The following is a 24894-nucleotide window of genomic DNA, read 5'->3' on the forward strand; positions in this document are numbered from 1 at the left end:
CGCGCTTTGCGCCATCAGCAGTCGGCCGACGGCGGTGGAGCCGGTGAACGAGAGCTTGCGCACGATCGGATTGCCGGTCATTTCCTCGCCGATGGCTTTCGGATCGCCGGTGAGGATGCTCAGCACGCCCTTCGGAATGCCGGCGCGTTCGGCGAGCACGGCCATTGCGAAGGCCGAGAACGGGGTGGCTTCTGCTGGTTTCACCACGATCGGGCAACCGGCTGCGAGCGCGGGGCCGACCTTGCGGGTGATCATTGCTGCCGGAAAGTTCCAGGGAGTGATCGCCGCGCATACGCCGATCGGCTCCTTCGTCACGACAATGCGTTTGTCCGCTGCCGGAGTGGCGAGGGTATCGCCGGCGACGCGCTTGCCTTCTTCCGCGAACCATTCGATGAACGACGCCGCGTAGCCGATTTCGCCCTTGGCCTCGGCGAGCGGCTTGCCTTGTTCGGTGGTGAGGATCAACGCGAGGTCATCGGCGTTTTCCGTCATCAGGTCGAACCACTTGCGCATCACGGCCGCGCGTTCCTTCGCGGTCTTCTTGCGCCAGGCGGGCCACGCAGCGTTCGCTGCATCGATCGCGCGGCGCGTTTCAGCCGTGCCCATCTTCGGCACAGCGCCGAGCGATTCACCTGTCGCGGGATTCACCACATCGAAGGTCGCGCCGTTGTCGGCCTGCTGCCATTCGCCGTCGATGTAGGCTGCGTGACGCAGCAGGGTCGGGTCTTTCAGTTGGTCTTTCAGGCTCATTTCTGCGAATCCTTTGCGATTGATCGGGAGCGTGGGTCGATCATGCCTTCGATCGTCACACCGTGGCGCCGACCGTTTCCGTCAGCACGTCTTCCAGGATGCCCAGCGCTTCGTCGAACACCTCGTTCTGGATCGTCAGCGGGAACAGGAAACGCACCACGTTCGAATACACGCCACACACCAGCAGCAGCAAGCCACGCTCCAGCGCGCGCGTCTGCACGTGCTTGGCGAAGGCGGCGTCGGCGTCATGCGTGCCGGGCTTGCAGAACTCCACGGCCACCATCGCGCCCGGGCCGCGCACATCGGCAATCTGCGGGACGTCGGCCTTGAGCGCTTCCAGCTTGGCCTTCAGCTTGTCGCCGAGCGCCGCGCCGCGTTCGCACAGCTTTTCTCCGTCGATGATGTCGAGCACCGCGTGCGCCGCCGCCACCGCCAGCGGATTGCCCGCATAGGTGCCGCCGAGACCGCCGGGCGCGGCTGCGTCCATGATCTCCGCCCGGCCGACGACACCCGACAGCGGCATGCCGCCCGCGAGCGACTTCGCGATGGTCATCAGATCCGGCGCGACGCCGTAGTGCTCCATCGCGAAGAGCTTGCCGGTGCGTGCGAAGCCGGTCTGCACTTCATCGGCGATCAGGAGGATGCCGTGCTCGTCGCAAAGGCGGCGCAGCGCGCGCACGAATTCCACCGGTGCCTGATAGAAACCGCCCTCGCCCTGCACGGGTTCGAAGATGATCGCGGCGATGCGCGCGGCTTCGATGTCGGCCTTGAAGAGGTGTTCGATGGCGCGCAGCGAGTCTTCCACCGAGACGCCGTGCAGCGGATTGGGGAACGGCGCGTGGAACACGTCCGACGGGAACGGCCCGAAGCCGATCTTGTACGGCGCGACCTTGCCGGTGAGCGCCATGCCCATCAGCGTGCGGCCGTGGAAGCCGCCGGTGAACGCGATCACGCCCGGACGGCCGGTCGCGGCGCGCGCGATCTTCACGGCGTTTTCGACGGCTTCCGCGCCGGTCGTGAAGAACGCGGTCTTCTTCGGATGCGCGCCGGGCGCGCGGGCGGCGATCTTCTCGGCGAGCGATACGTACGACTCGTAAGGCACGATCTGGTACGCGGTATGGGTGAAGCAGTCGAGTTGGGCGCGGATCGCCTCGACGATCTTCGGATGACGATGCCCGGTGTTGCAGACGGCGATGCCCGCCGCGAAGTCGATGAAGCGGCGGCCCTCGACGTCCCACAGTTCCGCGTTCTCGGCGCGCGCCGCGTAGAAATCGCACATCACGCCGACGCCGCGCGGGGTCGCGGCGTTTTTGCGGGCTTGCAGGTCTGCGTTCTTGACGGGGGTGCTCACGGGGATCTCCTTGGATGGACGGGGCGTTTCGGCTGCGGCGAGAGGGTCCGGCAGGCCAGATGGCCCACGGGACGATGCGATGACTATAGTAAGATTTGGCCCTCAAGTTCAGAGCCATTTCAATAAATCTATAGGGGCCAATCGGATGTCCAATCGTGCCAGCGTGTTGTCGGACTGGCTGGCCCAGCGGATCGAGCGGGGCAATGGTCAGCCGGTCTACCGGCAACTGCACCAGCTTCTCCAGCAGGCGATCCTCACGCGCGAGCTCGCGGCGGGCGCGAAGGTGCCGTCGTCGCGGCTGCTGGCGGCGGAGCTGGGCATCGGACGCAATACGGTGACGCAGGTCTACGAGCAACTCGCCATTGAAGGCTACGTGTCGTCGGCGACGGGGCGCGGCACCTTCGTCACCGACGGCGCGCCCGACGAAATCCTCTTCGACGACACACCGCCCGCCGCCTTGCCGTCCGCCATCGAGGCTGAGCAACCGGCGCTTTCGGCACGCGGTACGCGGCTGATCGCGGGCGCGGGCGTCTCGAAGCGGCAGGGCGGCGCATTCATGCCGGGCGTGCCGGACGTGTCGCGGTTCCCGTCGCGTGTGTGGAACCGGCTGCACGCGAAATACTGGCGCCGTCCACAGCCCGATCTGCTGACCTATGCGCCCGGCGGCGGCCACGCCGGTCTGCGCCATGCGCTCGCGGACTATCTGCGCACGTCGCGGTCGGTGCGCTGCACGCCGGAACAGATCGTCGTGACGACTGGCATCCATCAGTCGATCGATCTCGCCACGCGCCTGCTCGCCGACGCCGGCGACACCATCTGGACCGAAGATCCCTGTTATTGGGGCGTGCGCAGCGTGCTACAGGTGTCCGGGCTGGACCTGAAGGCGATTCCGGTGGATGCGGAAGGCATCGCGCCGACGCCCGCCGATCTCGCCGCGCCGCCGCGTCTGATGCTCGTCACGCCGTCGCACCAATATCCGCTCGGCATGGTGATGAGCCTCGCGCGCCGCCGCATGCTGCTGGAATACGCGCGCCAGCATCGCTGCTGGATCATCGAGGACGATTACGACAGCGAATTCCGCTACGGCAGCCGTCCGCTCGCCTCGTTGCAGGGCATGGACACGGGCGGGCAGGTGATTTACGTCGGCAGCTTCGGCAAGACGCTGTTTCCGGGATTGCGCGTGGGTTACGTGGTGGTGCCGGAAGCGCTCGCGGAGAGTTTTGCGACCGCGAGCGCCGAGTTGTATCGCGAGGGACAGCTCCTGCAGCAGGCCGTGCTGGCCGAGTTCATCGAACAGGGACACTTCACGTCGCATATCCGGCGCATGCGCGTCCTCTATGGCCAGCGCCGCGACGTGATGCTCGCCACCATCGCCGCGCGCTATGGCGAGACGCTTGCCATCGCCGGCGGCGATGCCGGGCTGCATCTGGTGCTCAGGCTGCCGAAGGAAATCGACGATCGCGCCGTTGCCGCGGCGGCGCTGGCCGCGAATATCGTCGTGCGGCCGCTGTCGGGGTATTACGCGCATCGGCCGGAGGCGGAGTCGGGCCTGCTGATCGGCTATGCGTGCGTGCCGGACGAGGACATCGCGCCATCTTTCGCCGTGCTCGCGGACGTGATCGACTGCTTCCTGCACTGAACGAAAAAAAAGCGCACGACACGTCGTGCGCTTTTCACCGCTTTTAGGTGACTCAGGCAGGCAGCCTGAAACTGCCGATCGCCTCGCGCAGCACATCCGCCTGATCCTTCAGCGAGTGCGCGGCGGCGGCCGCCTGTTCGACCAGCGCGGCGTTCTGCTGCGTGACCTGATCCATCTCGACCACTGCACGGTTCACCTGCTCGATGCCCGCGCTCTGCTCGCGTGATGCGTGGCTGATCTCGTCGAGAATCTCGTTCACGCGGCGCACCGACTGGACGATCTCGCCCATCGTCGCGCCCGCGTTCGACACCAGCGACGCGCCGCGTTCCACCGTCTGCGTCGAGGTTTCGATCAGCGCCTTGATTTCCTTGGCGGCCGTGGCGGAACGCTGCGCGAGGCTGCGCACTTCCGCCGCGACGACCGCGAAGCCGCGGCCCTGTTCGCCCGCGCGCGCCGCTTCGACGGCCGCGTTGAGCGCGAGGATATTGGTCTGGAACGCGATGCCGTCGATCACGCCGATGATGTCGCCGATCTGCCGCGAGCTGGCGGTGATGCGCGTCATGGTGTCGATCACGTCGTCGACAACGCCGCTGCCGCGCGTCGCCACGTCCGCTGCCTGCTCGGCGAGGCGCGCGGCCTGCGCGGCGCTTTCGGCGTTGTTCTTCACGTTGGCGGTCATCTCGTCCATGCTCGACGCGGTCTGCACGAGCGCAGCCGCCTGTTCCTCGGTGCGTTGCGAGAGATCCGTGTTGCCCGCCGCGATTTCCGATGCGCCGACATTGATGTTCTCGGTGCCGTTGCGCACGCGCGAGACCGTTTCGACCAGACCGCGCTGCATGATGCCGAGCGCGTGCAGCAGGCTGGTGGTGTCGTCCGGATGCACGTCGACGGCGCTTGTCAGGTCGCCGCGCGCGATGCGGTGCGCCGCGCCGACCGCGAGTTCCAGCTCGCCGCCGAGATTGCGCCGGATGCTGCGCAGGACGATCAGCATCGCGGCCGTCGCGATGCCGCCGAGCACCGCCGTGATCGCGAGCCAGCGCAGCGCGCTTGCCCAGAAGGCGCTTTGCACGTCGTCCATGTACATCCCGGTGACGATGTACCAGTCCCACGGCGCGAAGCGCTGCGAGTAGGACATCTTGCCGACCGGCTTGTCGCTGCCCGGCTTCGGCCACAGGTAGCTGATGAAGCCGCCGCCCGCCTGATCGCCGGCCTTGACGATATCGACGAACAGGCGGTTGCCCGCCGGGTCCGTGTAACCGGACAGGTCCTGTCCGTTCATCGCGGGCTTGATCGGATGCATCACCATTTTCGGATGCGAATCGTTGATCGAGAGATAGCCGTCCGCGCCGTAGCGGATCGCGCCGACCACGTCCAGCGCGCGCTTTTTGGCTTCTTCTTCGGTGAGGGTCTTGTCGGCCGCGAGCGCGGCGTAGTGCGCGGTGATGGCGTGCGCTTCGTTGACGAGGGTCTTCAACTGTTCCTTGCGGTCCTCGATCATCGACGACCGGTTCTGCCACGCCCCGATGATCCCGATCGCAATCAAGCCGATCCACAGCACGGCGATCATCGAGCCGAGCTTCCTGTTCAACGTCATTCTGTTCATGTGCGCCTGCCGCCTCTTGGTATTGTCGGTTGCGACGGCGCATGCCGCCGCATGCCCGCTTTACGGCAGGCGCGGCGGCGTCATGAGGGCGGGGAAAACCCGCGGGTTCCGGGCGCGTTCAGAAGCGGCGGATCGGATCCTTGTCCGGCGGTGCATCGGGATGCTGCGGTTCGTCCGGACGATGCCCCGGCGACGGCGGCGTCAGCGGATCGGCTTCCGGATCGCGGTTCGGGTCCGCGACAGGATCCGGGACGGGATTGGTCTGCAGGTCGATTTTCATGGTGTCCCTCGAAAGACGGTTCGGCGCGCGGACGGCCTCGTCACGCGGATTGGGGTGCGGCCGGCATGTGCAGCGTGAACGGCGCGCCGGGATGCGCGCCGCCTGCGTCCGAGAGGAGGGCGCGGGCCCGGGCCGTGATGGCGTCGCTGGTCGTGTCGCGCGGGTGCTCCGCGAGCACGATATGCGGCGTGCCGAGCGCGCGGGCCATGGCGACCGGCGACACGGCGGCCGAGGAAGCCGGCGCGGCGTCGTCCGACACCAGCAGGCGCGCATGGGCGATCAGGCGCGGCAGCACGCGCGGCGCGACCGCGCCCGCCAGGAACAGCGCGGCCGTCTGCATCGCGCCCAGCACGCCGCCCGTGCGCACGGGATCGGGCGCATCGCCAACGATGGCGATCTGCCAGCCATCGGCGGCGAGCTGGTCGGCGAGATCGGCGTAACGCTCGGCGGGCCAGGCCGGCGGCGCGCCGTGACTGCCCGGATGCAGCAACACCAGCCGCTCCTGCTCGATGCCATGTAACGCGGCGAGTTCGTCGTATTCGGTGTCGGGCGGAGGGGCTGCACCCTCCGCGCGGGACCTGACATGAGGCGCGCCCGGCGTGTCGGGCAGCAATGCCGGGGTGAATTCGTCGCTCATGATGGAAAGGGGATTGGCTCGCATCCTGGCTCCTGCAAGTGGCGTGGGCCTCGTTGGATCGTCCGCGATGACGCGGTGGCTGGAGCGGGCAAGCACCGTCCATGCCCGGGCCGGCGCGTGCGCATGGCGTGTGCCGATGCTTTCAAACGCACGCCGTGACGTGCACGAAGTGCAACGGCGCGCGCGACAGTCTGGTCGAAGACGGCTCTGACAGATATTGAAGGAGCAGCGGCGGCGCGCGTCAAGGCGGCCGGTGTGGAGCGGGAGTCAGTCGTGGAGCGTAAAAAAGCCGCTGCCTCGTCAAGGCAAGGCGGCGGCTTTTACGGAGACGTTGTACGGCGGAGGCCGGGAATCAGGTTTCGGCGTTGCCGTCGTCGGCGGGCAGGGCTTTCGGCACGAACGCTTCGGCGCGGCGGCGAATGCCTTCGATTTCGCCGGTCACGAAAGTGCGGTTGTCGGCGGCGAGCGCTTCCTGATACGACGTGCCTTCGGGCACGCGATGCAGCAACGCGCGCAATTCGCCCTGGGTCGTCTGCTCGACGGGTTCGTAGTCGTAGAGGCCCAGCGAAAGCTCGGCGCGCTCATGCAGGATGAACAGGCAGGACGCGAACACGGCGACCGCGAGCACTTCCTGCACGCCGAAACGGAATTCGTGGGGCACCGGCGAGAACGGCAGCCAGGCGATGAGCGCCGCACCGGCGAGCGCCACGGCGATGGTGAGATTCAACAGCCACTGCGCGCGGATGACGAGGCGTTCCCGCTCGGTCTTCAGCTGCCCGGCCGACTTCGGCACGAGCGCCAGCAGCGATTGTTGACGGTGGAGTTCCTGGAGCGGGAGAGCGGCCATGTAAGTTGTGGTCGTAACCATCGGTGAGCGCCGGGATCGACGCGACATCGATATTAACGCGCGGCTTACAGGATCGTTGACGGCTCTTTCGTCTTGTTTCTCCTGTTGCTTCCTGTTGCACTTGGACGCCTGAAAGGCGCGCAACGGGTGCGCCGTCAGCGCGTGCGCTCTTTGACCGGGGTACGGATCGTCGCGGTGCCGTCGGCGATCTGCTGCGCGAACACCAGCGCCTCGACTATCGTCCCGAGCACTTCCGCGCGCACTTTTTCGTCGGTCAGGCGCAGCAGATACGACGGGTGATAGGTCGGCACGATGATGCGCCCCTTGTGCTCGATGGTCTTGCCGAGATATTCGGACAGCGCCGTGCGATGCCCGGTGAGCGCCTTCAGCGCGGTGGCGCCCAGCGCGACGACCACTTTCGGCCCGATGCGCGCCAGTTCCTCCTCCAGCCAGAAGCGGCAGGCTTCGCGCTCACGCTGGGCGGGCGCGACGTGCGCGCGCTCGTCGCCGTGCGCTTCCCACTTGAAGTGCTTGACCGCATTGGTCAGATAGAGCGATTCGCGCGCGAGCGACGCCTCGGCGATGGCTTCGTCGAGCAGCTTGCCCGACGGCCCGACGAACGGCTTGCCCTCGCGATCTTCCTGGTCGCCCGGCTGCTCGCCGACCAGCATCACCCGCGCGCCGGCCGGCCCGACGCCCGGCACCGGCTGCGTCGCGTTGCGCCAGAGCGCGCAGCGCCGGCAGGCGTCGAGCGAGGGCGGCGCGTTCAGGATCGTGCCCTTCACCGGCTCCCGGTCCGTATTGAGCGTCACTTCCATGTCAGACGGCACGTTGCGCGGATGGCCGTCGCGCCGCGAGTACGGATCGGCGCGGGCAATCAGCGCGGGATCGGCGCGTTCGTTCGACGGACTTTTCCAGTAGCGCACCGGCATGTGCGAGGCCATTTCGGCGGCATTCGCCTGGGCCGGCGCGAAGGTGCTCTCGTAGTACGCGAGCCAGAGCGCCTCGATGGCGTCGCCGCTGACCGCCTCGCCGCTCATGGCGGTGTCGCCGAAGTCCATCGGCTTTTCTTCCGGCTCGCTCGTGCGGTCGACGCGCAGCAGCGCGCCGTCCCAGAAGGCGGCGCCGTGCGGCGTGGCGATCATCCAGGTGGCGCTGCCCATGCGGGTGGCGAAATGCATGGCGGCATGCTCCAGCAGATCGTGCACGGGCTCGAACCAGCTGATGAACTCCGGCGGCCCGAGCGACGAGTCGCGATGCCTGAAGCGCAGCACGCGGCGCATCGTGTTTTCCTCGGCCTCGACCGCTTCGATCATCCGGCGCAGGCGCAGGCCGTCGGCATCCTCCCGGGACGCGATGGCGCGGTCGCCCTGGGTCCAGCGCCACAGCGCCTTGTACAGGAACGGCCAGCGATCCGGCGCGCGATAGCACGCGGCCGTCTCCAGCATGGCCAGGAATTCGCGGGCGATCCTGACCGGCTGCTTCGCGTCCGGGCCCGTGGCGCCGGCCGACGACTGGATCGTGCCGAACACCGTGGCCGATGCGTCCGATTCGCACCAGAGCACCTCCTCGGGACGCAAGCCTTGCGTGAGGAGAGTGCGTGCTTCGGTGCGCCACGCGGCAAACGACGGATCGAGGATGACGCTTTTCATCGGCGAACGGGATCGGAAAAGTACTGTATATCCATACAGTATTCTAGCGACGACCATTGGCTTAAGGCAACTATCTCGGGACGATCGTGCCCTTTGCCGACTCCGCGCCCGGACAGGCAGGGGCCATGGGTACGGTCATTGCTGAAATCGATCTGTCGCGGCGTTCGATTGTTTTTATTCGACGCCTGAAGCGTCGCGCCATCGATCAACCTACGGAGCCGTCATGCTGGCCATCATCATTCCTGCCCACAACGAATCTGCGCATATCGGCGCCAGCGTGGCGGCGGCATGCCGCGCCGCGACGTGTCATCAACTGTCCGGCGAACCGGTGCGCGTGATCGTCGTGCTCGACAGTTGCACCGACCAGACCGGCGACATTGCGCTGGCGCACGGCGCGCAGGTGGTATCGATCGATGCCCGCAATGTCGGCCGGGCGCGCGCTCACGGCGCGGCGCTCGCGCTCGAGTTGGGCGCGCGCTGGCTGGCCTTCACGGATGCCGACACGACGGTCGCGGAAGACTGGCTCGTGCGGCAGCTCGACTGTCACGCCGATGCCGTCTGCGGCGTGATCGGCGTACACGACTGGTCGCCGCATATTCACGCCGTGCGGGAGCACTTTGGGCGCACCTACATGGATGCGGATGGGCATCGGCATATCCATGGCGCGAATCTGGGCGTATCAGCGCAGGCTTATCTGCGCGCGGGCGGTTTTCCGCCGCTGGAATCGAGCGAGGACGTGGCGCTGGTGGAAGCGCTGATGGCGAGCGGCGCGAAGATTGAATGGAGCGCGATGCCTCGCGTGGTGACGAGCGCGAGAACGGACTTCCGTGCGCAAAAAGGCTTTGGCGCGACCTTGCTCGAGGTCAGCAAGCGCTATCTGCCGGCGGTGTCCGATGCCGGCGATTCAAACGATGCCGCGGCGATTGCGGCCTGAGGAACCCGCTGGGCCGGATCTTCAGGTTTCCATCGGTGCCTTGCTTCACGGCTGCCCCTCATGTCCGTACCGGTGAGGAACGCCGTGAGCACGCTGACGAGGAGCGTGACCGCCACCGCGATGGCAACGCCGTCATGCTCTTTTTCGGCCAGCTGTAGACGAGCCCGAACCCGATCAGCACGAGAATGCCTGCGATGAATTGCGCGCGGGCGTCCTTGCGGATAGAGCCGCGCGCGTTCATGGATTCCATGTGCCGCGTGTGCTGACCGTTGATCTGAAACTCCTCGACGATCATTCGACCTGCGCCCGGCATGATCCGGTCGTACTGCGCAAGATAGTCAGGCGACGGCATGGGTCCGCGGAACGAATGCGCCTGGACCGCGACCATGACCGAGGCCGGACTCAATGCTTGGCCTGACGACTGATCCAGTCCAGACACGGGTTCAGCCCTTTCGCTCCGAGCCGCATGCGCGACGTAACGAATGCGCGTCTCCTCAGCGGTTCCGCTGACGCTGTCCATAGCCGTTCAAGGTCCTGTCGAAGTCCGACATGGTTCTCTGCCACGCGTCGTCCATCATCTCGGCAGGCGATTTGAGCGGACGATTCGCCAGGTAATCGGTACGCGGATAAATGGAAAAAACGGAGGCGAACGCGTTGGCCACGCGCCGCATTTCGCGCCGGATTGTCATGTGGTGCTCTCTTCCCCGAAGGGGTGCGCCGCGCCGCCGGAATGCCGCGCGATTGAAATTGATCCTACCATTTGATAAACGGTCCGAATCAATTCAGCTCAATGGCCAAGCGCTTTTCAGACAACCCGACAGAGGGTGCGTACACGCCGGCGCTGAACCGCTTCAGACGGCTCCGAGATCGCCGGGCACATCGATGTCGCGCAGCACGTTCGGGTCGCCGGCATCCACGATGAAAGGCTCATGCAGGGCGAAGAGTCCACGCGCGCCGGCGTCGCCGTCGAGCGCCATGAGCGCGTCCCGATGCGTCAGACCGAAGCCCACCGGATGACCGCGCTGGCCGCAATAGCCGGGCGCGACCAGCGGCTCGCCACCGTCGAGTGCGCGGGCGACGGCTTCATACGTCGCGGCTTCGATCCACGGCATGTCGCCCAGCGCGACGAGCCAGCCATCGGCTTCCGAGGTGGCGCGCACGGCCGCGGCGAGCGTGGCGCCCATGCCGCGTTCGGCGTCGATGCTGAAGATGACGCCGCAGCCTGCTTCGTTCAGCACATCGGCCAGTTTCTCCGCGCCGGGCCGCACGACGGCGATGACTTCCGACGCCACCGCCAGTAGTCGCCGCGCCGACTGGAACACAACGGGCGTGCCGTCGGGCAGCGGGGCGAGCAGCTTGTTGTGAATGCCGGAGGGATCGAAGCGGGTGCCCAGGCCCGCGGCCAGCAGGACGCCGGTCGCGCTCGACGAATAGGTCATCGCGGCTGCTCGTATGGGGGTCGAACGGCGATTGTGCGGCGCATCGAAGTGCGCCGCAAGCACAAAAAAATGCGCGGCGGGCCGAGGCGCCACCGCGCATTTTGCTCAGCTATCACGCCTGCGTCGAAGGCAGAAGCGTATCGAGCGTGATCGGCAGGTCGCGCACGCGGATGCCCGTTGCGTGATACACCGCGTTGCCGAGCGCGCCCGCCACGCCCGTGATGCCGATCTCCCCGATGCCGCGCGCGCCGAGCGGATTGATCAGCGGATCGGGATGTTCGACGAAGGCAATGTCGAGCGTGCCGATATCCGCGTTCACCGGCACGTGATACTCGGCGAGGTTGGCGTTCGTATAGCGGCCATAGCGTGCATCGAGCTCGCTCTTTTCCATCAGCGCCGAGCCGACGCCCCACACGATGCCGCCCATCAACTGACTGTGCGCGGTCTTCCGATTGAGCAGCGTGCCGACGTCATACACCCCGACGATGCGCGGCACGCGGATGATGCCCAGTTCGGCATCCACATGCACTTCCGCGAACACCGCGCCGAAGGAGTGGAATGCGTACTGCTTTTTCTCGTCGCCGGGGCGCGCGGTGGCCATTGCCTCGATGGCCTTGCCGCCGTTGCGCGCGATGACCGCCGCCGCCGGATCGCGCCGCTCGGGGTTCGACAGGCTCACGACCCAGCCGTTGTTCACCGTGACGTCCTCGCGCGCCAGGCCCGCGACGGGGGAGCCGCGATCCGCGAGCGCCATTGCGATGAGCTGGTCGCGCGCCTGCAGCGACGCCGCCCGCACCGCCGGCGACACGCTCGCCGCCGATTGCGAGCCGCCCGACACCGGCGCTTTCGGCAGCGAGGAATCGCCGAGTGCGAAGCGCACGTAATCGGGTGGAAAGCCGAGCGCGTCGGCTGCCACCTGCGTCATGATCGTGTAGGTGCCGGTGCCGAGATCCTGCGTGCCCGAGGCGACCATCGCGGTGCCGTCCGGCAGGATGCGCGCCACCGCCGACGCCTCGCTGCGGTTGGCCGGATACGTCGCCGTGGCCACGCCCCAGCCGATCAGCGTATTGCCCTCGCGCATCGAACGCGGCGCGGGCTGCCGTTTCGCCCAGCCGAAGGTGTCGGCGCCGCGCTGATAGCACTCCAGCAGCGACTTCTCCGACCACGGCTTCTTCTCCTGCGGCTCCATGTTTGCGTGGTTCTTCACCCGGAACGCAAGCGGGTCCATCTTCAGCTGATAGGCCATTTCGTCGATGGCGGTTTCGAGCGCGAACGAGCCGCTCGTCTCGCCCGGCGCGCGCATGAAGGTCGGCGTGCCGATATCGAGCTTCACCAGCTTGTGCGAGGTCGACTGGTTGGGCACCGCGTACAGCATGCGCGTGACGATGGCCGAGCTTTCGGTCCAGTCCTCGAAGGTCGACGTGGTGGAGATCACGTCGTGACGCATGCCGGTCATGACGCCGTCGTCGCGTGCGCTGATCTGGATACGCTGCTCGGTGAAAGGCCGGTTGCCGATCATGCCGAACATCTGCGGCCGCGTCAGCACGAGCTTCACGGGCCGCCCGGTCTGCTTCGATGCCATCGCGGCCAGCACGACATGCGACCAGACCGAGCCCTTGCAGCCGAAGCCGCCGCCGACGAACGGGCAGATCACGCGCACGTTGTCATCGGCGATGCCGAAGAACTTCGCGACCGCGCTGCGCGCGCCGGAGACGCCCTGGGTCGCATCGTAGAGCGTGAGCTTCGGGCCGTCCCAGCGGGCGAGCGTGGCGTGCGGCTCCATCGGGTTGTGATGTTCATAGGGTGTCGTGTAGACCGCGTTCAGACGCGTCGGGCCTTGCCGCAAGCCGGCCTCGACGTCGCCGCGCTGTGTCGTGATCGCGCGGCCCATCATTTTCTCCGGCTGATAGGCCTGAGGCTTCGCGCGCCCGAAATCGGCGTTGGGCATCGCAGCCTCGTAGCGCACGTCGACGTAACGCGCCGCGTCCTGCGCATGTTCCAGCGAATCCGCAACGACCACCGCCACCGGCTCGTTGCTGTAGCGCACTTCGTTGGTCTGCAGCAGCGTGAGCTTGCGCACGGCGGGCGGCTGCGCATCGGGGACGCCGTTGTTCGGCAGGCGCATGGCGTTCTGATACGTCATGACGAGCAGCACGCCAGGCATTGACTGTGCGCGGTTCGTATCGATCGACGCGATACGCCCGTGCGCGACCGTGCTCGTGACGAGCACTGCGTGCGCGAGCTTGGCGTCGGTGTTGTCGGCGCTGTAGCGGGCCTGGCCGGTGACCTTGAGCACGCCGTCGGTACGGTCGAGGGGTTTTCCAATGACAGTCATGCGACACCTCCGGCCTGTTGAACGGCGCGCACGATCGCCCGTTGTGCGAGCTTGACCTTGAACGCGTTGTCGCGCTGCGGCTGCGCGCCTTGCACCGCGAGTGCGGCGGCCGCCTGCAGCGTGGCCGGATCGAGCGGCTTGCCGGCAAGCGCCTGTTCGGCCGCGTTCGCGCGCCACGGCTTGTGCGCGACACCGCCCAGCGCGATGCGCGCCTGACGGATCGTGTTGCCGTCCATCTGCAACGCCGCCGCGACGGACACCAAAGCGAACGCATAGCTCGCGCGGTCCCGCACCTTCAGGTACTTCGAGTGTCCGGCAAACAGCGGCGGCGGCAGATCGACCGAAGTGATCAGCTCGCCGGGCTGCAAGGTGGTATCGAGATCGGGCCGCTCGCCCGGCAGCCGATGAAACTCCGCGAACGGAATGGCCCGCTCGCCGTTCGGACCCGTGACGCGCACGACGGCGTCCAGCGCGGCAAGCGCGACGCTCATGTCGGAGGGATTCGTCGCGATGCACTGACGGCTCGCGCCGAGAATCGCATGCATGCGGTTATGGCCGTCGAGCGCCGCGCAGCCGCTGCCCGGCGTGCGCTTGTTGCATTGGGGAAAGCCGGGGTCGTAGAAATACGAACAGCGCGTGCGCTGCATCAGGTTGCCGCCGACCGTCGCCATGTTGCGCAACTGCGCCGACGCGCCCGCGAGCAGCGCCTGCGACAGCAGCGGATAGCGCTCGCGGACCCACGTGTGATTCGCGGCGTCGCTGTTGCGCACGAGCGCGCCGATGCGCAAGCCGCTGTCGGGCAGCGTGCTGATGCCGTCGAGCGCGGCGATGTGCGTGATGTCGACAAGCTTCATCGGCCGCATCACGCCGCCTTTCATGAGATCGAGCAGGTTGGTGCCGCCGCCGATGAACATCGTGCCGGGCTGGCTCGCTGCCTGCAGCGCCGTGCCGATGTCGGCGGCGCGTTGATAGGAGATCGCGTCCATGTGCGTCTCCTCAGGCGTTGCCGGACGCGACCGACTTCACCGCCGCGACAATGTTCGGATATGCGCCGCAGCGGCAGATGTTGCCACTCATGCGCTCGCGGATCTCGTCGTCGGACAGCTGCGCGGGGCGGAAGCGCACGTCGGCCGTGACTGCGCTGGCGTCGCCGGCACGGTATTCGGCGATGAGCGCCGTCGCCGAGCACAGCTGCCCGGGCGTACAGTAGCCGCACTGGAAGGCGTCCTTCTCGATGAAGGCGCGCTGGATCGGCGCGAGCGTGTCGCCGTCGGGCGCGAGTCCTTCGACGGTGGTGACGGATTCGCCGTCGTGCATCACCGCGAGCGTCAGGCACGAGTTAATGCGCCGGCCTGAGACCATCACCGTGCAGGCGCCGCACTGGCCGCGATCACAGCCCTTCTTCGTGCCGGTGAGACCGGCGTACTCGCGCAAGGCATCGAGCAGCGTGGTGCGCGCCTCGACTTGCAGTTCGTAGGGATGACCGTTGATGGTCAGCGTGACGGGCAGCGTCGGCACGGCGGCGGGCGGCAGCGGGGCGGGCGCCGGTGCCGCGGCCTGTTGCTGGGCGTGCGCGAGCGGCGCGGCGCTCACGGCGGCGGCCGCCGCGGCCGATTGCAGGAACCGTCGGCGCGATGGCTGCTGCGCGGTTTCGCTGGCGTCTTGGGAAGGTGTATTGGCTGGGGACATGGCGATTCGATGCTCCTCGCTCGTTCGGACGGATGCCTGCACAGTCTCCGGTCTTCGTGAAGGCATTCGCCCGCGGCGGAACGCGACATCGTGCGCCGGGTGCTCGAGTGCTGTGCGGTGCATGGGATACGCGGGGCGTGCGTTCGGCCCGATGCTGATCGAACGTTCGACTCCGCGACGGCTGGCAATCAGCAAGTACGGTGCCATGCGGTGCGTGACGCACCTGCCGTGCGAGGCCGGGAGCAAAGGCGGGTAATAGCTGCACGTTCCGGTAAATCCGGCACTTCACATCATCTGGAAGATGGCGAAATTGCCAGTTTCGTGAGCGACGCTCAACGTCCGGGCGGGTTGCCGTAGCGAGGGATGGATCCGTCGGCACGGGCCTGGGCGAGCGCCGCGCGGACTTGCGCCCGGGTGAGCGGGGCGCTCGGCGGCGTGACTTCAGGCTGGGTTTGCGTTCGTGGAGGCGTTTGCATCTGCGGCTGCGGAGGCGCCATGTCATTCGACTGCGCCACGGCCTGGGCGGCAAGCAGGCAGCCGGCGCACAGGGCCGGGCGAACTGGGAATGTCATGGCGCGCTCCTTCGACTTCGTGCAACGGCAAGCGAGCGGAAGAACGCCATGGTCGCACGGTCACTTGATCAGCGCGAGCGTCTCCCTGAAGCGCGGATGCGCATAGGTGCCGAGCCAGTTGAACAGCGTGGTTTCGACCGTCGTGAGCCGCGCGCCTTCCTGCTGCGCGCGCGCCAGTGCGATGGCGCGATCGGCGGGACGGCGCGACGCCACGGCGTCCGCCACGTACTCCACGCGATAGCCCAGCCGCAGCAGTCCCAACACGGTCAGCAGCACGCAGACATGCGCCTCTGCGCCCGCGATCCACAAAGGCCCGGGCGCGGGCGGCAGCGCGGCGATAAAGGTGGGTTCGAGCGTGGCGTCGAAGGTCTGTTTCTCGATCCGGCGAGCCGCATCGCAATGAGCGAGCAAGGCGTCCGCCGTCCCGCCGATGCCGCGCGGATTCTGTTCCGTGACGAGCATCGGCACGTCGAGCAACCGCGCCGCGCGCATCAGCGTCGCGACGCGGCCAGTCAGCTGCTCGCCGCCGTCGAGATGCGGCAGCAGCCGAGCCTGCATGTCGATGACGACGAGCACGGCATCAGGCCTCGCTTTCCATGATGCGGTCGATCAGCCGCGCATTCTCGCCCGCCGAGCCGATGCCGGCATGCCGCGCCATCGGCACGAAGAAATGTGTCGCGATGGGCAGCTTCGAGCGCTCGAGCCAGCCCGTCAGATGCGTCGCGAGGCGCCGCGCGGGCGCCTTCAGTTCCTCGCGCAGCACGGCGGGCAGGGTGTCGAAGTGGCGCATGTCGGTCTGATACGGCTCCGGTGCGACGCACAGCGCGTTCGGCCGGCCATCGACATCGACGGGCAGCCGCTCCAGCGCCTGATGCAGCAGCGCGACGCCGAGCCCTTCACCACGCCACGGCTTACGCACTTCCCACAGGCCGATATAGATCACGCGATGCGCGTTGAACACCTCGCAGAGCTTCTCGGGGCCGAGCGCCTCGGTAGCGGCGAGCGCGAGCGACAGCATCTCGCCGGAGTAGGTATCGAGCGTGTAGACGAGGTCGGCGCTGCTCTGCAACGGCGGCACCTTGACCAGTTGCAGCTTGACCGCCGCCGCGACGATGTCGCTGCCCGCTTCGTGGAACACCGCGAACGCCGTGCCGAGGCGCTCGTCGTCCACTTGCGGATACTCGTGGCGGTAGGTCATCGTGAACAGAAACGGCCCGATCTTCTCGCGATACGCAAGCGGCCGGTCCACGTCATACACGTCCGTGCCGTCGAGTCCGTAGGGATCGTAATCGCGCTTCTCGCGCCGGGCGCCGTCCTGCGCCAGCGCGGCGAGCGGGCGGCGCGACTCGGGCACGAGATCTTCCGGCAGGCCTTCCCACGTCAGCCGCAGGAACTCGCGGCCGCCGCGATAGTGCGTCTCGAACAGCGCCAGGACGGGATCGGCCGCCACGGGTTCCAGGATGCGCTGCGCGCACTCGGCGGCGCGGTCGAGCAACTGGTCCGCTTCGGCGGGATCGGGCGCGAGGTGCGGTTCGTTGCCGTCCGGCGTGGCGGGCAGGCCGCGCCCGAGGCGTTCCTTGTGCGCCAGTTCGAGCCATTCGTCGGCGGCGCGTTCGGCGATGAAGCCCGCCGCGATCCGGTAACCCGTCAGCACGATCGACTGGCCGGTGTGTCCGAGCGGGAACACGTAGGAATCGTTCATGGCGTCATCGACCGTGACGCTGCGGAAGGTTTCGCGCGGCGCGTGCGTCTGCGCGGCGGTGTCGAAACGGGCATGCGAGAGAACGTGAGCGACGAGGTCGGTGGCGGCCGGACCGAAGTCCGATCCGGCGCCGGGTAGAAGCTTCAGGAGGGACAAGGTGCGGGTGCTGCCGGCCGTGCTCGCTGTGCTCATGAGTGCCATCTCCGATCGTGAAGGGTTATCGTAACAAACCAGGGGGCGCGGCAGGCGCGCCGGTGCAATGATCATTCCCGGGAGAGCACGATGAATGTCAAACAGGGCGACGAAACCAGTGCGACGGTTCACGAGGGCGGCTGCGCATGCGGCGCTTTCCGCTTTCGCGCGGCAGGCCCGCATAAGCGCGTGGGCATGTGCCACTGCATGACGTGCCGGCAGGTGCATGGATCGGCGTTCGGCGCCTACGTGATCTATGCGCGCGGCGCCGTGACGATGAGCGGCAGTGTATCGACCTGGCAGAGTTCCGGGCAGGGGCGGCGGCATTTCTGTCCGGTGTGCGGCTCGGTGGCGTATATGGAATTCGTGTTGCGCGACGAAATCGATCTGCCGCTCGGCGCCTTCGATCAGACCGGCGTGTTCGAGCCGGACTACGAGCTGTGGTGCAGGCATCGCGAGCCGTGGCTGCAGCAGGGCGCGCGGCCCGAATATGACGAAGAGCGGCCCGCGCATTAGCCGTTACCCCCTCGTTGCCTTCATCATCCGGGATCCTTCATTTGGAGACATCGTTTGTCTCAATGGAACTGCATGCTCTCGTCAACGGTCCGAGCAATTGCTTTCACGCCCGGAAAATAAGACGATGAGCGACGTGCGTACAGCGCGTCGCGACACGCGAGAGCGGCAGGATCGGTCACCTGTGAACTGCAAGGCCAACGAGGAGTATTGACATCATGGCGAAGCAACCGGTCAGCGGCAGCGACAAGATTCATCCCGAAGGCGCCAAATGCATCGGCGCGTGCGATCCCGGCGAACAGATCGAAGTGATCGTGATGCTGCGGCGCAAGGACGAGGCGGGCTTCAAGGAGATGATGGCGCGCATCGATGCGGGCGATGCGCCCGCTCAACCCGTTTCGCGCGCCGAGTTCGACAAACGTTTCACCGCCTCCGACGCAGACGTCGAGAAGGTCAAGGCCTTCGCGAAGCAATACGGCCTGACCGTCGTGCGGGCGGAAACCGAGACGCGCAGTGTCGTGCTGAAAGGCACCATCGAACAATTCCAGAAAGCTTTCGATGTGAAACTCGAACGCTTTCAACATCACAACATCGGCGAATATCGCGGCCGCGCGGGTCCGGTCAACGTGCCCGACGACATGCACGACGCCGTGACCGCCGTGCTCGGCCTCGACAGCAAGCCGCAGGCGCGTCCGCACTTCCGTTTCCGGCCGCCCTTCAAGCCCGCGCGCGGCGCGGCGCCTGCGTCGTTCACGCCGGTCGACCTCGCGCGCCTCTATGACTTCCCCGACGGCGACGGCGCCGGGCAGTGCATCGCGATCATCGAACTGGGCGGCGGCTACCGCGACAGCGATCTCAGCGCCTATTTCAAGAAGCTCGGCGTGAAGGCGCCGACGGTGATTTCAGTCGGCGTCGACAACGCGAAGAACGCGCCCACCGGCAATCCGAACGGTCCTGACGGCGAAGTGACGCTCGACATCGAAATCGCCGGGGCGATCGCGCCGGCCGCGCGCATCGCCGTCTACTTCGCGCCGAACAGCGACGCCGGTTTCGTCGATGCCGTCAATCGCGCGCTGCACGATTCAAGCAACCAGCCTTCGGTGATCTCGATCAGCTGGGGCGGCCCGGAGTCCAACTGGTCGTCGCAGTCGATCAGCGCCTTCAACGCGGTGCTGCAAAGCGCGGCTGCGCTCGGCGTGACCGTGTGCGCTGCATCCGGCGACAGCGGCTCGTCCGACGGAGCCAGCGACGGCGCCGATCACGTCGACTTCCCGGCATCGAGCCCGTATGTGCTCGGCTGCGGCGGCACGAGCCTGACGGCCTCGGCGAGCGGGATCGGCAGCGAGGTGGTCTGGAACGACGGCGACCAGGGCGGCTCGGGCGGCGGTGGCGTGTCCAGTGTCTTCGCGCTGCCGGTCTGGCAGAAAGGGCTTTCGGTCACGCGCAACGGCAGGCATGCGGCGCTCGCGAAGCGTGGCGTGCCGGATGTGGCGGGCGACGCCTCGCCGCAAACCGGCTATGAAGTGCTGATCGACGGCGAAGAAACCGTGGTCGGCGGGACGAGCGCCGTCGCGCCGTTGTGGGCTGCGTTGATCGCGCGCATCAATGCGCTCAACGGGTCGCCGGCCGGCTTCGTGAATCCGAAGCTGTACAAGGCGCAGACCGCGTTCCACGACATCACCGAAGGCAACAACGGCACCTTTTCAGCCTCGGCCGGCTGGGATGCCTGCACCGGGCTGGGCAGCCCGAACGGCGGCAAGATCGCGGCGGCGCTCAAGTCGTCCAAGGGCTGAGCGCATTCGGATTGAATTGAGTTGAGTTGAAGCAACGAGCAGGCAGCACCGACAGTGAACAACAACCACGACGACGATTCTGGAGCGACGACGATGAACTCCGATCCACTGGCAGCGAAGCACCCCTCCGCCGAAGCCGCGCCTGCATCGCAGGCGGCGGCTCCGGCGGTCCCGGCAGCGAAGAAAGCGGCGAAGAAGACCTCGTCCGCGAAGACGGACCAGCCGTATTTCGATCCGGTCGCCTACGGCAACGGTCCCGACGACGCCGTCCAGGCCAGCGAGGCCGATGAGAACGCGGCCATCACGCATCACAGCGTGACCATCGGCGGCGCGAAGATCGCCTATACGGCGACGGTCGGCCATCTCGTGACGGTCGATCCGAGCAGCTCGAAGCCGAACGCGAAGATGTTCTACGTCGCGTTCACGAAGGACGGCGCGAAGGAAGAGACCCGGCCGCTGATGTTCTTTTATAACGGCGGACCGGGATCGTCGTCGGTGTTCGTGCTGCTGGGCTCGTTCGCGCCGCGCCGCATCAAGACCGCCATGCCGAGCTTCACGCCGCCCGCGCCTTACCAGATGGAAGACAACCCGGACAGCCTGCTCGACCGCAGCGACCTGATCTTCATCAACCCGGTGGGGACCGGCTACTCGGCCGCCATCGCGCCGAACAAGAACCGCGATTTCTGGGGCGTGGATCAGGATGCGGGATCGATCGCGCAGTTCATCAAGCGCTATCTGACGAAGAACAACCGTTGGAATTCGCCCAAGTTCCTGTTCGGCGAGTCCTACGGCACGGCGCGCAGCTGCGTGCTGGCCTACAAGTTGCATGAGGACGGCATCGACCTGAACGGCGTCACGCTGCAATCGTCCATTCTGGACTACGCCCAGGCGGGCAATCCTGTCGGCGCCTTGCCGACGGCGTCAGCCGACGCGTGGTATCACAAGAAGCTCGGCGTGCACCCGACGCCGACCAACCTGCTCACGTTCGTCGAAGAGGTCGCGGAGTTCGCGCGCACGGACTATCTGAATGCGCTGCGCAAGTTTCCGCAGACGGACGACGAAGTGGTCGAAAAGCTGTCCGAATACACGGGCATCGAGAAGGCCACCTTGCTGGCCTGGAGTCTCGACATTGCTGCTTACGACAGCCGCGGCAACTCGCTGTTCCTGACCACCTTGCTCAAGGCGAAGGGCGAAGCGCTCGGTTCGTACGACGGGCGCGTGACGGCCATCTCGACGGGCATCGCGGGCAAGATCGATCCGAACTCCGGCGGCAACGATCCGACCATGACGGCGGTCAGCGGCGTGTACACGACGATGTGGAACAGCTATCTGAACGAGCAGCTGAAATTCACCTCGACGTCATCGTTCACCGACCTCAACGACCAGGCGTTCCTCAACTGGGACTTCAAGCACACGGACCCGACCGGCGCGCAGAAGGGCGTCGATGCCAAGGGCAACGTGATCCTCTACACGGCGGGTGACCTGGCGGCGGTCATGGCGCTGAACGTGGACCTGAAGGTGCTGTCGGCAAACGGCATGTACGACTTCGTGACGCCGTTCTATCAGACGGTCATCGATCTCCAGCAGATGCCGCTGATCGACAAGACCGTGCGGCAGAACCTGTCGGCGACGTTTTATCCATCGGGCCACATGGTCTATCTCGACGGCGGCTCGCGCACACAGTTGAAAGCGGACGTGGCGAAGATGATCGACGAGACCACGGGCAATCACGCGGCGATGACCCGCATCATCGCGCTGCAGAAGGTCACCGCGGACAAGCTCGGCGCGCTGTCGCCGGCCGCGGGCAGCTGAGGGAGATCGTCCCGCTTCCGCTGCGTCGCCGGTTACCGGCTGACGCAGCGGCCTCTGCTGCAATTCTTTGTCTTCGGCATCCTGCCTTCTTCCCAGACGGCGCTTCTCAAATTCCTCCTCCACGTGCGTAACGGTCTGCATGCCGAAAGACCTTGCGTATCCATCGCGCAAAAGAATCGCCGATAGCGAATCTGCGATTCGCCTCTGCCTCGTCGAAATCGGCGCGCGACGTCGATAAGATTTCTTCGTCCATGGCGACGAACCACGCGCAGCGCCTCGAAGGCTCCGGACGCGGACATTCGAATCAAGTCGCACTGCACGGCCAATTCAATAAAAAAGAGAATGTGCGTGAAAACAGCTTTCCGGCTCTTCGCACCCAGGCCCGTTGCACTACGCCGCTTGAACTGGCGTCGTGTGGCGGCGCTTGCCGTGCTGCTGCCCCTCGCGGCGTGCATGCTCGGTCCGGACTACCAGCGGCCCGCGATCCAGGTGCCACAAAGCTTCAAGGAAGGCACCGACTGGCAACGCGCCGACGCGAATCCGCAAGCCGCCATCGACAGCACCTGGTGGCGCATGTATGGCGACGAGCGCCTGAATCAGCTCGTCGAACAGGCCTTGCAGGCAAACCAGTCGATTGCGGTGGCCGAAGCGGCGTATCGCGTCGCGCTCGCGACGGTTGCGGCCGACCGCGCCGGCCTGTTTCCGACCGTCACGGCGGGTTTCTCTGGGACGCGTTCCGGCGGCGCCGCGCAGGCGGCGGGCGCGGCGCGGAATTCCGGCGCGCCCGCCGCCGTGCCGGGCAACAGCGTGGTCATGCTCGGCTCAGTAAGTTGGGAGCTGGATCTGTGGGGCGCGGTGCGGCGGCAGATCGAGGAAGCCAAGGCGAACGCGCAAGCTTCCGATGCGCAATTGGCCGGCACGCGCATATCCATCGCCGCGAGTCTGGCGATGACGTACTTCGCACTGCGGCAAGCGGACTACGACCTCCAGGCGCTGAACGCGCAACGGGACATCGACGCCCGCCTTCTCGCGATGACCCAGACCGCCCTGGCAGAAGGCTACGCGTCCAGCGACGATGTCCTGTCCGCCCAGCAGACCTTCGAAACGATCACCGCCCTGCTGCAGGCAACCGCCACGGCGCGCGAGCAGGACGAACACGCGATCGCCGTGCTGACCGGCGTGCCGCCCGCGTCGTTCAGCATCGCCGCCGATCCCGACTATCGCTTCGTCGCGCCCGCCGTGCCGCTCGCGCTGCCGGCGCAGTTGCTCGAACGTCGCTATGACGTGGTCAGCGCCGAGCGCTCGGCGGCGGCGGCCAATGCGGGCATCGGCGTGGCGGTGGCCGCGTTCTTTCCAACGCTCTCGCTGTCTGCCGACGGCGGCTTCGCGCACGACACGCTCGCGCATCTGTTCACCGTGCCGTACCGCTTCTGGACGCTCGGCCCCGATCTCGCGCAGACCCTCTTCGACGGCGGTGCGCGCACGGCCGCCGAACACGAGGCCCGCGCGCGCTACGACGAGAGCGTCGCGACGTATCGCAATACGGTGCTGGCGGCGTTCCAGAGCGTCGAAGACAGCCTGTCCTCGATCAACCATCTGCAGACTCAGGAGCACGCGGTCGCGAAGGTGCTGAACGACAACCTGCGGCTGTTCGCGAGCAAGCAAGCGCAGTTCGATGCCGGCGCGGCCAGTCAGCAGGACGTGCTCGCGCAGCGCCTGACCTTGATCCAGGCATGGCAGAGCCTGCGCGACACCGAGGCGCTGCTGACGCAAAGCCACGTGCTGCTCGTGAAGAATCTCGGCGGCGGCTGGCAGCAGGATCACGCTGGCATTGCGCCCGAGCCGGCTGCGCACGCTGCCGCTGCATCCGGCTGATCCGGCGATCCCGCTTGGGCTCCACACGACCGGGCAGCGAGCGGCGGGCGTGTCGGGAGGGAGAGACCGCTCGCATCCGTCACCCGCAAGAGCGGAGTTCATATGACGTCACGCCTTCGACGCGCGACCTTGTCGTGCCTGTGTCCGATCGTGCTTGCCGCCTGTTCGAAGAGTCCGGCGCCGCCCGCGCCGCCGCGCGTCGCGACCGTGACGGTGCAGCCGCGCTCGGTGCCGCTCGAGCGAAGCTTCGTCGGACGCCTGTCGCCGTATTACAGCGCCAACGTCACCGCGCGCGTGTCCGGACTGCTGCTCAGGCGCGATTACACCGAGGGCGCGGCGGTGCGGGCCGGGCAACTGCTCTTCGAAATCGATCCGGCGTTCTATCGCGCGCAGCTCGACACGGCGCTGGCGGTGCTGGCGCAGGACCGCGCCGTGGCCGTCAACAACCGGATCACGGCGGCGCGCGATCGCCGGCTGCTGCCGGTCGGCTCGGTGTCGCAGCAGACGGTCGATAACGCCGACGCCGCCGAGCGCAGCGCCGCGGCCAAGGTACAGGCCGATGAAGCGGCCGTGCAGAGCGCGCGCGTGTCGCTCGACTACACGCGCGTGACCGCGCCGATCAGCGGCATTGCGGGGCAGCAGCAGGTCACGGCGGGCGCGGTGGTGGGCAGCGGCACGTCCGACAGCGGCGGCAACGGCACGCTGCTGACGACCATCCAGACGATCGATCCGATGTACGTGAACTTCACGATCAGCTCCGCCGATCTCGTCACGCTGGAACAGCCATCGAGCCAGCCTGCCATCGAACTTGCGAAGCCTGCCGAGACCACCGTGCGCATCGCGCTGCCCAACGGCGCGCCATACGGCAGCGCCGGGACGATCGACTTCTCCGGCGTCACGGTGAATGCCGCGACCGGGGCCGTCAATCTGCGGGCGCGGGTCGCCAACCCGGAACGGCGCCTCCTGCCGGGCATGTACGTGACGCTGACCGTCGACCTGGGGCGGCAGAACGGCGTGTTCCTGATTCCGCAAGAAGCCTTGCTGCGCGATACCGCGGGTGCCTACGTGCTGACCGTCGATGCACACGACACGGTCGCGCGCCGTGACGTGGAGGCCGCCCAGAGCCACGATAACGACTGGATCGTCACGCGCGGACTCGGTGACGGCGACCGGGTCATCGTGACCGGGCTCCAGGCGGCGCACGAGGGGGCGAAGGTCGCGACTGTTGCATGGCAAGCTCCCGCGCCGGCCTCGTCCGGCGTGACGAAGTAGAGGAGGC

General features: G+C 66.9%; 23 protein-coding genes. 7 read left to right on the forward strand and 16 right to left on the reverse strand.

What is annotated here, in order from left to right; translation table 11 throughout:
* Together QCE62_RS28490 and gabT are read right to left on the reverse strand one after the other, a co-directional pair.
* The coding region (locus tag QCE62_RS28490) for an aldehyde dehydrogenase family protein (RefSeq protein ID WP_309925737.1) at positions 1-750 on the reverse strand (750 nt) is incomplete at its 3' end.
* A 55-nt stretch (positions 751-805) separates the two neighbouring features.
* Positions 806-2101 carry a 4-aminobutyrate--2-oxoglutarate transaminase gene (gabT, locus tag QCE62_RS28495; protein WP_309925738.1) on the reverse strand — a complete coding sequence of 432 codons (1296 nt, stop codon included), beginning with the start codon at positions 2099-2101 and terminating at the stop codon, positions 806-808.
* Between the two features lie 145 nt (positions 2102-2246).
* Between gabT and QCE62_RS28500 the strand changes: the two genes are divergently transcribed.
* Complete coding sequence (locus tag QCE62_RS28500; RefSeq protein WP_309925740.1) at positions 2247-3740, forward strand: PLP-dependent aminotransferase family protein; 1494 nt, start codon at positions 2247-2249, stop codon at positions 3738-3740.
* Between the two features lie 52 nt (positions 3741-3792).
* Here QCE62_RS28500 and QCE62_RS28505 read toward each other — a convergent pair whose 3' ends face one another.
* The 5 genes from QCE62_RS28505 to QCE62_RS28525 form a co-directional block, all read right to left on the reverse strand.
* Complete coding sequence (locus QCE62_RS28505) at positions 3793-5334, reverse strand: methyl-accepting chemotaxis protein (protein ID WP_309927486.1); 1542 nt, start codon at positions 5332-5334, stop codon at positions 3793-3795.
* 127 nt (positions 5335-5461) lie between these two features.
* Positions 5462-5623 carry a hypothetical protein gene (locus QCE62_RS28510; protein WP_309819430.1) on the reverse strand — a complete coding sequence of 54 codons (162 nt, stop codon included), beginning with the start codon at positions 5621-5623 and terminating at the stop codon, positions 5462-5464.
* A gap of 40 nt (positions 5624-5663) precedes the next feature.
* The gene (locus QCE62_RS28515) at positions 5664-6284 is read right to left on the reverse strand and encodes a glycosyltransferase family 9 protein (RefSeq protein ID WP_309925742.1); all 621 of its coding nucleotides are present in this window, start codon (positions 6282-6284) and stop codon (positions 5664-5666) included.
* A gap of 328 nt (positions 6285-6612) precedes the next feature.
* Positions 6613-7128, reverse strand: coding sequence for a hypothetical protein (locus tag QCE62_RS28520; RefSeq protein ID WP_309925744.1), 516 nt, complete (start codon positions 7126-7128; stop codon positions 6613-6615).
* A gap of 134 nt (positions 7129-7262) precedes the next feature.
* Positions 7263-8759, reverse strand: coding sequence for a UdgX family uracil-DNA binding protein (locus QCE62_RS28525; RefSeq protein WP_309925745.1), 1497 nt, complete (start codon positions 8757-8759; stop codon positions 7263-7265).
* Between the two features lie 223 nt (positions 8760-8982).
* Here QCE62_RS28525 and QCE62_RS28530 point away from each other — a divergent pair, with 223 nt between their 5' ends.
* Positions 8983-9693: a glycosyltransferase gene (locus QCE62_RS28530; RefSeq protein ID WP_309925748.1), complete on the forward strand. Its 711-nt coding sequence runs from the start codon at positions 8983-8985 to the stop codon at positions 9691-9693.
* Positions 9694-9751: 58 nt separating this feature from the next.
* On the opposite strand, the gene QCE62_RS28535 is transcribed toward QCE62_RS28530, so the two are convergent.
* The 9 genes from QCE62_RS28535 to QCE62_RS28575 all read right to left on the reverse strand — a co-directional run bounded on the left by QCE62_RS28535 (position 9752) and on the right by QCE62_RS28575 (position 17622).
* Positions 9752-10213, reverse strand: a complete 462-nt coding sequence (locus QCE62_RS28535; RefSeq protein ID WP_309925750.1) for a DUF2335 domain-containing protein — start codon at positions 10211-10213, stop codon at positions 9752-9754.
* Complete coding sequence (locus tag QCE62_RS28540; protein WP_309925751.1) at positions 10188-10382, reverse strand: hypothetical protein; 195 nt, start codon at positions 10380-10382, stop codon at positions 10188-10190. The genes QCE62_RS28535 and QCE62_RS28540 overlap by 26 nt, the downstream gene beginning before the upstream one ends.
* 162 nt (positions 10383-10544) lie before the next feature.
* On the reverse strand, positions 10545-11132 hold the full coding sequence (locus QCE62_RS28545) for a nucleotidyltransferase family protein (protein ID WP_309925753.1): 588 nt from the start codon (positions 11130-11132) through the stop codon (positions 10545-10547).
* A 112-nt stretch (positions 11133-11244) separates the two neighbouring features.
* The gene (locus QCE62_RS28550; RefSeq protein WP_309925755.1) at positions 11245-13467 is read right to left on the reverse strand and encodes a xanthine dehydrogenase family protein molybdopterin-binding subunit; all 2223 of its coding nucleotides are present in this window, start codon (positions 13465-13467) and stop codon (positions 11245-11247) included.
* A complete protein-coding gene (locus tag QCE62_RS28555) occupies positions 13464-14453 on the reverse strand; it encodes a xanthine dehydrogenase family protein subunit M (protein WP_309925756.1) in 990 nt (329 codons plus the stop codon). Before QCE62_RS28555 ends, QCE62_RS28550 begins: the two co-directional genes overlap by 4 nt.
* Before the next feature lie 10 nt (positions 14454-14463).
* Complete coding sequence (locus tag QCE62_RS28560; RefSeq protein WP_309925759.1) at positions 14464-15156, reverse strand: 2Fe-2S iron-sulfur cluster-binding protein; 693 nt, start codon at positions 15154-15156, stop codon at positions 14464-14466.
* Positions 15157-15488: 332 nt separating this feature from the next.
* Positions 15489-15728 carry a DUF4148 domain-containing protein gene (locus tag QCE62_RS28565; RefSeq protein WP_309925761.1) on the reverse strand — a complete coding sequence of 80 codons (240 nt, stop codon included), beginning with the start codon at positions 15726-15728 and terminating at the stop codon, positions 15489-15491.
* Positions 15729-15788: 60 nt separating this feature from the next.
* Positions 15789-16304, reverse strand: coding sequence for an isochorismatase family protein (locus QCE62_RS28570; RefSeq protein ID WP_309925762.1), 516 nt, complete (start codon positions 16302-16304; stop codon positions 15789-15791).
* A 4-nt stretch (positions 16305-16308) separates the two neighbouring features.
* Positions 16309-17622 (reverse strand): inositol monophosphatase, encoded by a 1314-nt coding sequence (locus QCE62_RS28575; protein WP_309925763.1) that lies wholly within the window; start codon positions 17620-17622, stop codon positions 16309-16311.
* Between the two features lie 90 nt (positions 17623-17712).
* On the opposite strand from QCE62_RS28575, the gene QCE62_RS28580 reads away from it, so the two are divergent.
* The 5 genes from QCE62_RS28580 to QCE62_RS28600 all read left to right on the forward strand — a co-directional run bounded on the left by QCE62_RS28580 (position 17713) and on the right by QCE62_RS28600 (position 24887).
* Positions 17713-18138, forward strand: coding sequence for a GFA family protein (locus QCE62_RS28580; protein WP_309925765.1), 426 nt, complete (start codon positions 17713-17715; stop codon positions 18136-18138).
* Positions 18139-18353: 215 nt separating this feature from the next.
* Complete coding sequence (locus QCE62_RS28585) at positions 18354-19928, forward strand: S53 family peptidase (protein ID WP_309925767.1); 1575 nt, start codon at positions 18354-18356, stop codon at positions 19926-19928.
* 93 nt (positions 19929-20021) lie between these two features.
* Positions 20022-21740 carry a S10 family serine carboxypeptidase-like protein gene (locus QCE62_RS28590; RefSeq protein WP_309925769.1) on the forward strand — a complete coding sequence of 573 codons (1719 nt, stop codon included), beginning with the start codon at positions 20022-20024 and terminating at the stop codon, positions 21738-21740.
* Between the two features lie 399 nt (positions 21741-22139).
* Positions 22140-23615, forward strand: coding sequence for an efflux transporter outer membrane subunit (locus QCE62_RS28595; RefSeq protein WP_309925770.1), 1476 nt, complete (start codon positions 22140-22142; stop codon positions 23613-23615).
* Between the two features lie 102 nt (positions 23616-23717).
* Positions 23718-24887 carry an efflux RND transporter periplasmic adaptor subunit gene (locus QCE62_RS28600; protein ID WP_309925772.1) on the forward strand — a complete coding sequence of 390 codons (1170 nt, stop codon included), beginning with the start codon at positions 23718-23720 and terminating at the stop codon, positions 24885-24887.
* The last annotated feature ends 7 nt before the right edge of the window (positions 24888-24894 follow it).

The organism is Caballeronia sp. LZ033 (genome assembly GCF_031451265.1).
In the GTDB taxonomy this organism is placed as follows: Bacteria; Pseudomonadota; Gammaproteobacteria; order Burkholderiales; family Burkholderiaceae; genus Caballeronia.

What these genes read in the sequence shown, in the direction of transcription:
- QCE62_RS28585 (WP_309925767.1), top strand. Translation starts at nt 18,354, where the DNA reads ATGGCGAAGCAACCGGTCAGCGGCAGCGACAAGATTCATCCCGAAGGC.
- QCE62_RS28555 (WP_309925756.1), bottom strand. Translation starts at nt 14,453, where the DNA reads ATGGACGCGATCTCCTATCAACGCGCCGCCGACATCGGCACGGCGCTG.
- QCE62_RS28560 (WP_309925759.1), bottom strand. Translation starts at nt 15,156, where the DNA reads ATGTCCCCAGCCAATACACCTTCCCAAGACGCCAGCGAAACCGCGCAG.
- QCE62_RS28510 (WP_309819430.1), bottom strand. Translation starts at nt 5,623, where the DNA reads ATGAAAATCGACCTGCAGACCAATCCCGTCCCGGATCCTGTCGCGGAC.
- QCE62_RS28550 (WP_309925755.1), bottom strand. Translation starts at nt 13,467, where the DNA reads ATGACTGTCATTGGAAAACCCCTCGACCGTACCGACGGCGTGCTCAAG.
- QCE62_RS28565 (WP_309925761.1), bottom strand. Translation starts at nt 15,728, where the DNA reads ATGACATTCCCAGTTCGCCCGGCCCTGTGCGCCGGCTGCCTGCTTGCC.
- QCE62_RS28575 (WP_309925763.1), bottom strand. Translation starts at nt 17,622, where the DNA reads ATGAGCACAGCGAGCACGGCCGGCAGCACCCGCACCTTGTCCCTCCTG.
- QCE62_RS28530 (WP_309925748.1), top strand. Translation starts at nt 8,983, where the DNA reads ATGCTGGCCATCATCATTCCTGCCCACAACGAATCTGCGCATATCGGC.
- QCE62_RS28580 (WP_309925765.1), top strand. Translation starts at nt 17,713, where the DNA reads ATGAATGTCAAACAGGGCGACGAAACCAGTGCGACGGTTCACGAGGGC.
- QCE62_RS28515 (WP_309925742.1), bottom strand. Translation starts at nt 6,284, where the DNA reads ATGCGAGCCAATCCCCTTTCCATCATGAGCGACGAATTCACCCCGGCA.
- QCE62_RS28520 (WP_309925744.1), bottom strand. Translation starts at nt 7,128, where the DNA reads ATGGTTACGACCACAACTTACATGGCCGCTCTCCCGCTCCAGGAACTC.
- QCE62_RS28590 (WP_309925769.1), top strand. Translation starts at nt 20,022, where the DNA reads ATGAACTCCGATCCACTGGCAGCGAAGCACCCCTCCGCCGAAGCCGCG.
- QCE62_RS28505 (WP_309927486.1), bottom strand. Translation starts at nt 5,334, where the DNA reads ATGACGTTGAACAGGAAGCTCGGCTCGATGATCGCCGTGCTGTGGATC.
- QCE62_RS28545 (WP_309925753.1), bottom strand. Translation starts at nt 11,132, where the DNA reads ATGACCTATTCGTCGAGCGCGACCGGCGTCCTGCTGGCCGCGGGCCTG.
- QCE62_RS28540 (WP_309925751.1), bottom strand. Translation starts at nt 10,382, where the DNA reads ATGACAATCCGGCGCGAAATGCGGCGCGTGGCCAACGCGTTCGCCTCC.
- QCE62_RS28535 (WP_309925750.1), bottom strand. Translation starts at nt 10,213, where the DNA reads ATGGACAGCGTCAGCGGAACCGCTGAGGAGACGCGCATTCGTTACGTC.
- QCE62_RS28600 (WP_309925772.1), top strand. Translation starts at nt 23,718, where the DNA reads ATGACGTCACGCCTTCGACGCGCGACCTTGTCGTGCCTGTGTCCGATC.
- QCE62_RS28525 (WP_309925745.1), bottom strand. Translation starts at nt 8,759, where the DNA reads ATGAAAAGCGTCATCCTCGATCCGTCGTTTGCCGCGTGGCGCACCGAA.
- QCE62_RS28500 (WP_309925740.1), top strand. Translation starts at nt 2,247, where the DNA reads ATGTCCAATCGTGCCAGCGTGTTGTCGGACTGGCTGGCCCAGCGGATC.